Source organism: Neorhizobium sp. AL 9.2.2 (assembly GCF_013317225.1).
Lineage (GTDB): Bacteria > Pseudomonadota > Alphaproteobacteria > Rhizobiales > Rhizobiaceae > Neorhizobium > Neorhizobium soli.
The window spans coordinates 119,068-128,607 of record NZ_JAALXU010000010.1 but is presented as its reverse complement, the minus strand read 5'-3'; the positions used below and the strand labels follow the sequence as shown (position 1 = coordinate 128,607).

The window sequence follows — 9,540 nt, the reverse complement described above, 5'->3', positions numbered from 1 at the left end:
GAAGCGCGCGCTGGAGCCGAGTGCAGTCAACCAGATCGTCAAACAACGGGCGGAGATGGCTGGACTGGAGCCTGGGGAGTTTTCGGCGCACGGGCTGCGATCGGGCTATCTCACGGAGGCCGCCAATCGCGGTGTCCCCCTTCCCGAGGCGATGGAGCAGTCACGGCATCGCTCGGTCCAACAGGCATCGAGTTATTACAACAACGCAAGCAGGCGAACAGGACGGGCGGCGCGCTTGCTCTAAAACTTAATGAGTGCGCCGATACTGGCAATGGAGAAAACCACCATTGCCCACAAGCAGACTGCGAGATCTTCTGACGGTCTCAGGACGAAATGATAGTCTGGCCGTGGGAGAGTCCGACCAGGCTTGAACTTGCCTGCCTCCCACGAGACTGACTTTACGCGTGGTTCAGACCGCCCCGAAGCCACCATCGACCAGTAGCTCCTCGCCACCGACGACGCTACTTTCATCATATGGCAGAAACACCCCGACCGGAAACATGTCCTCACCGTAGTGATGGAGCCTCGTATGATGGCGACGGCATAGCCATCGCACGCGCAGAGGTTCGTCGTATTGATCATGATGGGCATCGACCTCTTCGACGCCACAAACTTCGCAACTCTCTTTTTCGAGGTCGCCCGCCTTAACGGCCCGCTGCACAGCAAGATGTGCTTCGTATTTGCCAGGGTTGGCACGCCGCCATTTCGCTTGCCGGGTATCGGTTTTGAGCATTTCTGCGGTGGTCCCGTACAGTTCTTCGTTTCAGGTTTTGATCGTACCACGACGTGAGGTTTTTCTATACAGCGTCAGATGATCGACTTCTGACGTCTGGCTGTCAGGCCGGAAGGGCATGCGCATGGACAAAACAGAGTTTGTTCCCCGCAGGGTCTCGACAGTAAGCAGCGTAGAAATCTTCCGCATACTGTGGCCTTGCACCGGGTGCTCCTTCATCAAGAGCACTGTTCTCCATCGCTGTGGCCCAGGCAAGGTTGACGGCCTCTCTTGACTGTGCGGCAAAACTGATCTGCATGCCGTTGCCCCATGTCGCCGGCAAACCATTGATAGGGTGCCGGAGGGCGAACTGCGGCCAACGCCTGTCGCCTTTCCACCAGATAACTCCTGCCTCGTCGACGTCGTCCAACTCGACCACCCGCCGCAGACCGAGCGTGGCCAATACAGCGTCGTAAAAAGCGACCATCGTTTTGAGATCGCGAGCGCCAATCATGATGTGACTGAACATGTGAGTTCCATGTGAAAAGTTTGCACGGGGCGAACATCCGCCGCATATCAATGCACAAGTGGATCCAAGAACTGTTGTTCATCGTCTCCTCATCCGACACGAACCAACATCAAAGGTGGCAGTTCCCACGGCCGGGGCCTTTCACTTCACCAGTTTGTCCGTCGGCACCACTGGCAGGGCGCGTTTATGTCCGCTCGCCCAATACGTCTTGAGAATACGCTGCCGTGCGGGTTCTGTGACCGCCTTTCCTTCCAGAAATCCATCAATGTCGTCGTAGGTGACGCCATAGACCTCCTCATCGGGACGAAGAGGAGCATCTGATTCGAGATCCGCAGTCGGCACCTTGAACACCAGCTCCGACGGAGCGCCCATGTGCTTAGCTATGGCCCTTACCCGTCGTTTGGTTAGGCCGGCAAGTGGCAATATGTCGGCGGCTCCGTCGCCGAACTTTGTGAAGAATTCCATCAAGGCCTCCGCAGCCTGATCAGTCCCGATCACCAATCCTCTCGTTGACCCAGCCAAGGCATACTGAGCGACCATTCGCTGGCGCGCTTTGATGTTGCCGAGATGAAAGTGTTTTCGAGCCGGCTCTACTAAGTCCTCTCCCTCGACCATCACCGCTTCGAGCATGGCGTCTGCTGCCGGCTTGATATCAATTGTGACGACACGGTCCGGGCCGAGGACTCCGAGCGACTTTTGCGCGTCTCTCTCGTCGGCCTGGACACCATAGGGTAATCGGACTGCAATGAATTGAGCATCGTATCCATCAGCCCGGAGTTCCGAGACCGCGGCTTGCGCGAGTAAGCCAGCGGCAAGTGAGTTGACCCCGCCGCTACTTCCGAGAACGAAAGTTCGGCAGGAAGCCTGGCGGAGATAATGGCCCAGAAAGTCGATGCGACGCCGAACCTCAAGCGCCTCATCGAAATCAGTAGTTACCCCAAGGGTTCGTGATATTGCGTGCTGAAGCCATGGTGACATCAGGCAAGGTCAAGGCGACGATCCCGACCGCCATGTCATCCGCCCACCAGGGCATGCTCGATGATCTCAAGGAGCTTCAGGGCGAAGAGTTCACTAAGCAGTACCATTCCGACCAGGAAGACGTGCATGAAGATGCGGTCGATCTGTTCAAGCGCTACGGCGACGAAGGCGAGAACGCCGACTTGAAGGCTTGGGCTGCAAAGACGCGACCGGCGCTGGAACACCACCTCCAAATGGCAACGGACATGAACAAGTAATCATTCCTCCAGCCCCCCGCCGAGTTCGTCTCGCGGGGGCATTTTTTATGAGGACGCCATGCTGATCGGCTACCACGCCTCTTACGAACAATTCTCGCCTAGTCAACTGCTGGACTACGTCCAGGCTGCTGAGCGCGCCGGCTTCCAGGCCATCATGACGTCTGATCACTTGGCACCGTGGAGTGAAAGACAGGGGAACTCTGGGAACAATTGGGCTTGGTTGGGGGCCGCCATGGCAAAGACGAGGTTACCATTCGGAAGTCTCGCGATACCGGGCGGCTGGCGTTACCATCCAGTGGTGCTCGCGCATCTGGTCGCCACATTGAGCGAGATGTTCCCGGAGCGTCTGCGTTGGATTGCGCTGGGTAGCGGGGAAGCTCTGAACGAAAACGCCGTAGGACGTGGGTGGCCGGACAAGGCGGAGCGAAACGCAAGACTTGAGGCCGGTTACGAAACCATGCGCGCGCTGCTTGCCGGTGAGACGGTGAGCTCTGACCGCCGCCAACTCGAGACAGAAGAAGCAAAGCTTTCGTCACTTCCAACCAAGCCACCCTTGCTGTTAGGCGCGGCGCTTACTGAGGAAACCGTAACCTGGCTGGGAAAATGGGCTGATGGCTTGGCTACAGTCCGGAAACCTGTCAACGAACTGAGGCGGGTGGTAGAGGCGTTCCGGTCGAACGGTGGCGCGGGTAAGCCTTGCTCTCCAGCTTCAAGTGTCCTGGGCGCCCACAGTCGATGAGGCTCGAATGGCATGAGTGGCGCAATGCGGCCGTCAAGCCGGATCTGTTGGCCGAGCTGAAAACCCCGGTGGAATTTGATGCCGCGTCACGCGATGTGACGCCCGAGGAGATGGTCGAGTTAATCTCCTTGGTTACGCGCGGAAATGAACTGCTCGATCTGCTCGATGAATGCGCGACCTGTGGTTTCGACGAGATCTACGTTCATAACGTATCCCGCAATCAACACGGGTTTATGGATTTCATGGCAAAGGAGGTATTCAGCCAGATGAAGCTACGCGGCAACTCACCATCCCGGAACGACGGCGGCCGTCTATATAGATGGTACCTCTGGTATCATCACGGTCGCCATAGAGCACGAAGCGTCTATTAACAAGGACGTCAAACTTTCTAACATTCTGTTTTATCACACAAATGTCGCGAAAAAAACGGCTGACAACTCATGTCGAATTCTAGGAGTGAGTGCCTCAACCTGCACGCCGACCCTCTCCACCGTTCGCTTTCAATAGCGACATCAAAACCGGCCCCAGCGAAAATTCGCCCCGTTCCGTGCGTTTCGTAAGATCACGAAGATAGCCGCCAGGACTATTGATGAAGTTCGATCGTTCCAGAATACACGCCACCGCAACCGCTGCGTTTTCAGGCCCCATCGCATTGCAGGCCCCCTCGTAGGCTGACGGGCTGATACCCAACATCGAGCGAACCACCACAGCCGCGGTCATGAGCTCGCGCCAATGTGCAATGCCCCCGCCTGGCCCATAGTCGGCAATCTGCGGGCAAGCTCGAAGAACCAATCCCAACGGGAACGCCTTGATCTGTCCGAGATTTGCTTTCGCCACACTGTCACTCACGCTCTTTATAAGCGTCTTTTCCGCCATGCTTTCGCCCAGCTGCTTTCCGGAGCTAGGTTCAAGTTCATTAATAGATTCGGTATTTGAATTCTGTATGTGACCGTCATCCAGACCGGCATTGCCATGCATATTCTCAGTTTCTGTTCGGATTTCCAGAAGGTTGAGAACCTCAGCACGCAAGAGCTCCATCTCATCGAGTGTTGCTTCGACTTGGTTTCTGTCCGGATATCGAGGATGCCCCCTGACGATCGCAATATACATCGCCTCGACACGCTCCCAGTCGCCAGGAGCGCCTTCCTCAATCGCGGCAGTAATCAGCTTACGGACATCTCGGCGGCAGATCGTCAGTGCTTCTTTGGCCCGGCGAAAGCGCATACGCTCCGCGGCCACGTCCTGCGCCAGCAAGGCGAGCTCGGTGGCACGCGCAAGTAGCGGACTCAGATCGAAGCCGTAAGCGTTTTCGATTTCACCAGCTCGATCGCGATGTGCGTAACGTTTGCCGTTGGGACTATCACGACGCTGTATAAGTCCCGCATCGACAAGCGCACGGAGCTGGCGGCGCAGTGTACTTTCTGTAATCCCATGGGCGCGGACGGACAGCTGCGCATTGGATGGAAATACAACAAGCCCGTTCTCGGCCTCGAGCTGCGGATTAGGGTAGAATGTCAAAAGGGCATCGAGAACGGCAAGCGCTCGATCTTGCAGGCCAAAGCGTTCCCTCGTTTCGCACACATCGCGAAATACTTTCCACTTTTCGACACGCGTGCCTGGTGCTGGTGCCGCGATCGCCAATTGCCGTTTCACTAAGGCAAGCGTCGTCGGCCGCCGCCCAAAGGGCGTCGTTACATGTCCCGTCTGCATTTTTCTCTCACCTTTCTTCAGGCAAAGGAAATCCGCTCACCAAATCGGTGCCAAGACTCTTGACTGTGATTCCGGGAAATGCGATTCTCAATCCTGCGAGAGATACGAGAGAGGCTTCCACGGATTACCGTTTGGGGGCCTTTTTCTTTTGCGGTTTAGTCTCCGTTGTTTTCCTGCTTCGATCCTTTGTACTCATCGTACAAACGATCCAAGTGGGCTGACAGCCACTCGCTGAAGGGCTTCGCTTCGACATTCGAAAGCTCGATCGCAACCTTCTTCGATTTGGCATTCATCACGAAATTCAGTGATGTATCGCTCGAACTCCAATCCATCCCGGACGCACCGGTCTTAGGCTTCTTTGCAGCCGATTTGGCCTTGTAGCGCTTCAGGTAGTCGTGGAGCTCATCGAACCGCTTGTCTCCAGTCAGCTCAACGAAACCTGCCGTTTCGACATGCTCCGTGGCAACCTTCAGGAGGGCAGGAGCAAGAAGCAATTGACGGAGGCTAAGCCACCGGTCGCGCCCGATCTTTTTGGAGGCCCCGAGCACCTTGAGGATCGAGGCCGGGACGACCTCCACGACACCGAGCATTTTCGAAAGCATTGCCTCATCGATCGCGAGCGACGACCGAACCACATCCTTCGTCATTCCAGACGCAAGCAGGTTCTGTGCGAAATACGCACGCTCAATGAACGAAAGGTTGGAGCGTGCGGAATTTTCCTGCCCCTGGGCGATTGCGGACGTGATGTCATCCAGCTTCTTGACAACTGCCTTGACCGGAATTCCAAGCTCTCTGGCGACTTTGAGACGGCGGTGACCGAAGACGACCATGAAGCGTTGACCATCCGACGAACTGGGTCGAACCAGAATCGGTGTCGTCTGGCTGGACGAAGCGATCGCCTGCTTGAGCTCCTGGTACTCCTCGCCATCGTCGGAAAGGCGATCGGCGACAAAGGAAACGTCAATCAACCGCGGATCCAGATCCACGATCACCTCGCCCTCCATCAGCTTCTTTGTGTTCTCTGCCAGATCCTCGATAGACCGGACGACTGTCTTGGCCGCTCCAGTCATGCCGTAGCCAGGCTTTGTTGGTGTCTGGTTGGACGCGATGGAAGCCATGTCCAATTTAGAAAAAGGATTTTCACGCGCCATAGCCGGCCTCCGCGCTCGCTTTCAACGTCGACAACGAATTGATATGGTTCATTAAATCCCGCGAAAAAACGGCTGACAAGTATGTCATTTTCGCCCCCATGCGCCGTGGATTAGTTCCATGATTTCGCCGTTGGCCGCGTTCAGGCTTTCCATCGCCCGGTCATAGGTAGAACGGACGAAATCGCCTCGTTCTACCTCGTACAAAGTCTGCTTCTTTATCGAAGCATCAGAAATGGCTGTCGATTTGAGCACATGATTTCGCAACATTTGCTGGGCGAACATCGATTGCATAAATCCGACCATCTGCGCCTGCGGGATGTCCGTCGGCTCGAAGCGCGTGACTAGATACCGGAACCATTCGACGCGCATCTCTGCACCGGCCTCTGCAACCGGACCCATTATGCCGCCCAACATCATGAGGAACTGGCTCATCGACATGATATCCAGCATCTGGGGATGGATAGTGATCAAAATGCCTGTGGAAGCCATAAGCGCGGTGATCGTCAGGTATCCCAGCTGTGGCGGGCAATCGATAACGACCAGGTCGTACCTGTCGTCCACCTGCTTTAGTGCATTGAAGATGCGCATGTAGAATAACCGACCGTCCTCTCCCTTCTTGGAGGAGATCGCCAAGGGCACATCATACTCGTATTCCTGCAGGACCAGATTTGCAGGAACCACATCAAGGCCGGGAATGTTGGTCGGCTGGATAACTTCCGAGATGAATTTCCGCTCGTCATCGAAACGAAGCGCTTCGTACAGCGACGCGGTATCATCAAGTTCGGGCTGGATTCCAAAGAGGGATGTCAGTGATGCCTGTGGATCGAGATCGACCGCTAGTACGCGATGACCGGTGAGGGCTAGATATTGTGCAAGGTGCGCAGCGGTCGTAGTCTTTCCGCTTCCGCCCTTGAAATTCACCACCGACACGACCTGCATAGGCTCGCCCTCACGGCGCCGGGGAACGTAGTATCGCTTGTCTGATTTTTTGTTGGATTCGAGATAGTCTCGAAGCTCTAACATCTGATCAGCCGTATAGTAGCGTCGGCCACCGACGGACTCAACCTCCGGCCCCTTGCCCTCCAAATGGATTTGCCGCAGATGGCTCTGGGTTACCCCTATGAAGTCGGCGACTTCTCCCAGCTGGAACTTGCGCAGTCCCTTCTTGGCGTCCGGGGGATATTGTTGGCTACGGAGCATATGCAACGCATTTGAGATCTTCGCTCCCTGCTGGGCAATCTCGATATCAAATCTGTTGGGCTGCGGATGGTTCATTTTGCAAACTATATCCCGGAGGGCTTCATTTTCGAAAAAATGGCAACAAGGCCATCATTTGCGAAACTATCCCGCGATTCCCAACTCTGAGCAAGGGATTTAAGGTTAACAAGGAGTTAACGCAAATTTCCCGATTCCATCGCCCGAGGCGAATCTGCGATCATTTACCGTGAGTTAGTCAGATTATCTCCCGTCGCCTAGTCATCGCAAAATGTAGATTTGCACATGAATCTCCTCCGCCTAGCCCACCACACGCTCACTTTCTAAGAGCCAGACCAGCGGCTCGCTAGAATCACCTGAGGTGCAAATCTGCACATAGGCACACGCTGAAGGAGATGATTTCTGTCCGCATGACCGTGTTCAAGCGGAGATCATCATGCGGATATTGACCGTCGCGCCCGAGAAATACGGGTGCCATCGCGACGACCCGAGACAGATGCACCGTCTTCGCGCGACGGTATTCGGCGGACGTCTCGCCTGGGACGTTTCCATCAGCGACGGAGAAGAGCGCGACCAGTACGATGATTGCAGACGACTTATCTTCTAGCAACTGCCGACGGTGCAAGGGTCGCAGGTTGCGTTCGTCTCTTTCTAGCTTCTGGTCCCACCATGCTGGAGCAGACCTTCCCTTAGCTTCTCGATACGCGTTGCTTCGCCCCCATTCAGGCATGGTCTAGAGTTCGCGCTTCTGCGTCGATACCTCATTTGCCTTGCAGAGGGAGGCAACCCAACTGCATGTCGAGACGCTCACCTTGTCGCCGGTATCATCAATGGTTGATAGCGAGCGGCTACCGCGAGATCGTCACGGCAACAAATCTGCGTTTCGAGCGCATCCTGAACCCGGCGGATGGCCGATGAAGCGTCTCGGCGAACCGGCCGCGATAGGCAACACCATCGCCATCGCCGGGCCTCCGGCCGACCGCGTCAGCTTCGAGCAGGTATGCTCTCCAGGTTATCAGTCGTTCCATCGGCCCGACGGAGAAATCCTCAGGAGCGCTGCGTGAACGAACTCCGCTCCCATCCCCGCCTGGTCCGCAAATTACAGGACGCGCTCAGCGACCAACTCTGCATCGCCCTCGATGACGCCACCGTTGTCGAGATCATGCTCAATCCGGACGGCCGCCTTTTCATCGAGCGGCTGTGGCACGACGTGGCACCGGCCGGCGCGATGAGCGCTGCTGCAGCCGAAGTCGTCATCGGCAGCATTGCGCATGCGCTGCTGTCGGAGGCCGACAATGAGCGGCCGATCATCTCAGGCGAACTGCCGATTGACGGACACCGCTTCGAGGGGCTGTTGCCACCGGTGGTATCCGGACCGGCATTCACGATCCGCCGTCGGGCTTCGCGTCTCATTCCACTGACAGAATATGTGAAGTCGAAGGTGACGACCGAAGCCCAGGGATCTGCAATTCGAATCGCGATCGACGCGCGGATGAACATCGTCATCTCGGGTGGCACGGGCTCGGGGAAGACCACACTCGCAAACGCCACCATCGCCGAAATCGTTACTGCGGCGCCGGACGACCGGATAGTTATCCTCGAAGACGCCGCCGAAATTCAATCCTTAGCGGAGAAGGCGGTTTCGCTGCATACCAGGGATACGACGACTTGGCGCGTCTACGTCCCGACCGCGTCGTCGTCGCACTGACGCTGCTCAAGCCTTATACTGGCCATCCGTGCGGCGTAACTACAACCAGTCCAACACGGCGATGTTAGCATTGCGCCGATCGGCGCAATTGACGGCAGAAGTCAGCCAGCAGCCGATGCAGGGGGCATCAGCCGAGCCGTCGAACTCGTCGTCGACACTGAACGAACGGGGAGGGGAGGCGGGTCCGCTAGGTCGTCCACCTAGCTGGATACCGCGACGGCCGCGAACAGACCGAACACTATGCCCATTTCGATCAGGACAGCCATGTCGCGTAAAATCTCCATTATTCTCACCGCGCGACGCTTGTCGCTGTTTCTGTTGGCCTTGCGGATTCCGCGCTCGCCTCCAACTGCGCAATTGTGCGCTGGGACGCCTTGCAGGTGACGTGAATAAAAATTCTCTTCGTGGCCGCAAACCATGTTTGGCATGAATTCGGTTTTCGGCGCCGTGCAGAATAATGCGCAAAAGTGTATTCCCCGGTCTACCTACAGATCGAAGAACGCGGCCTGGAGCGCAACATGTCAGCTCGAGTTTATCGAAT

General features: G+C 56.4%; 11 protein-coding genes and 3 pseudogenes. 7 read left to right on the top strand and 7 right to left on the bottom strand.

Annotated elements, in window-relative coordinates:
• Positions 1–244: tyrosine-type recombinase/integrase (locus G6K99_RS22485; protein WP_174198025.1), on the top strand; the 244-nt coding region annotated here is incomplete at its 5' end.
• A 165-nt stretch (positions 245–409) separates the two neighbouring features.
• On the opposite strand, the gene G6K99_RS22480 is transcribed toward G6K99_RS22485, so the two are convergent.
• The 3 genes from G6K99_RS22480 to nadE form a co-directional block, all read right to left on the bottom strand.
• The gene (locus tag G6K99_RS22480) at positions 410–733 is read right to left on the bottom strand and encodes a hypothetical protein (RefSeq protein ID WP_244631594.1); all 324 of its coding nucleotides are present in this window, start codon (positions 731–733) and stop codon (positions 410–412) included.
• A gap of 103 nt (positions 734–836) precedes the next feature.
• Complete coding sequence (locus tag G6K99_RS22475; RefSeq protein WP_174198024.1) at positions 837–1,241, bottom strand: VOC family protein; 405 nt, start codon at positions 1,239–1,241, stop codon at positions 837–839.
• A 141-nt stretch (positions 1,242–1,382) separates the two neighbouring features.
• Positions 1,383–2,219 (bottom strand): ammonia-dependent NAD(+) synthetase, encoded by an 837-nt coding sequence (nadE, locus tag G6K99_RS22470; protein ID WP_174198023.1) that lies wholly within the window; start codon positions 2,217–2,219, stop codon positions 1,383–1,385.
• Here nadE and G6K99_RS22465 point away from each other — a divergent pair.
• The 3 genes and pseudogenes from G6K99_RS22465 to G6K99_RS23610 form a co-directional block, all read left to right on the top strand.
• Positions 2,204–2,476: pseudogene (locus G6K99_RS22465) on the top strand (DUF4142 domain-containing protein); the annotation flags it as partial. The gene nadE and the pseudogene G6K99_RS22465 overlap by 16 nt on opposite strands.
• A gap of 58 nt (positions 2,477–2,534) precedes the next feature.
• On the top strand, positions 2,535–3,215 hold the full coding sequence (locus G6K99_RS22460; RefSeq protein WP_371816275.1) for an LLM class flavin-dependent oxidoreductase: 681 nt from the start codon (positions 2,535–2,537) through the stop codon (positions 3,213–3,215).
• The gene (locus G6K99_RS23610) at positions 3,212–3,586 is read left to right on the top strand and encodes a hypothetical protein (RefSeq protein WP_371816274.1); all 375 of its coding nucleotides are present in this window, start codon (positions 3,212–3,214) and stop codon (positions 3,584–3,586) included. The genes G6K99_RS22460 and G6K99_RS23610 overlap by 4 nt, the downstream gene beginning before the upstream one ends.
• A 94-nt stretch (positions 3,587–3,680) precedes the next feature.
• Here G6K99_RS23610 and repC read toward each other — a convergent pair whose 3' ends face one another.
• From repC to repA, 3 genes are all read right to left on the bottom strand, one after another.
• Positions 3,681–4,925: a plasmid replication protein RepC gene (gene repC, locus G6K99_RS22455; RefSeq protein WP_174198022.1), complete on the bottom strand. Its 1,245-nt coding sequence runs from the start codon at positions 4,923–4,925 to the stop codon at positions 3,681–3,683.
• Positions 4,926–5,080: 155 nt separating this feature from the next.
• The gene (repB, locus tag G6K99_RS22450; protein WP_174198021.1) at positions 5,081–6,076 is read right to left on the bottom strand and encodes a plasmid partitioning protein RepB; all 996 of its coding nucleotides are present in this window, start codon (positions 6,074–6,076) and stop codon (positions 5,081–5,083) included.
• Positions 6,077–6,160: 84 nt separating this feature from the next.
• Positions 6,161–7,351, bottom strand: coding sequence for a plasmid partitioning protein RepA (gene repA / locus G6K99_RS22445; RefSeq protein WP_174198020.1), 1,191 nt, complete (start codon positions 7,349–7,351; stop codon positions 6,161–6,163).
• A 376-nt stretch (positions 7,352–7,727) separates the two neighbouring features.
• Here repA and G6K99_RS23605 point away from each other — a divergent pair.
• The 3 genes and pseudogenes from G6K99_RS23605 to trbB all read left to right on the top strand — a co-directional run bounded on the left by G6K99_RS23605 (position 7,728) and on the right by trbB (position 9,274).
• Positions 7,728–7,984 (top strand): annotated as a pseudogene (locus G6K99_RS23605) (acyl-homoserine-lactone synthase).
• Between the two features lie 221 nt (positions 7,985–8,205).
• Positions 8,206–8,355, top strand: coding sequence for a hypothetical protein (locus G6K99_RS23600; RefSeq protein WP_371816273.1), 150 nt, complete (start codon positions 8,206–8,208; stop codon positions 8,353–8,355).
• Positions 8,352–9,274 (top strand): annotated as a pseudogene (gene trbB / locus G6K99_RS22435) (P-type conjugative transfer ATPase TrbB). Before G6K99_RS23600 ends, trbB begins: the two are co-directional and overlap by 4 nt.
• On the opposite strand, the gene G6K99_RS22430 reads toward trbB, so the two are convergent.
• On the bottom strand, positions 9,200–9,427 hold the full coding sequence (locus G6K99_RS22430) for a hypothetical protein (protein WP_174198019.1): 228 nt from the start codon (positions 9,425–9,427) through the stop codon (positions 9,200–9,202). The pseudogene trbB and the gene G6K99_RS22430 overlap by 75 nt on opposite strands.
• Positions 9,428–9,540 lie beyond the last annotated feature (113 nt).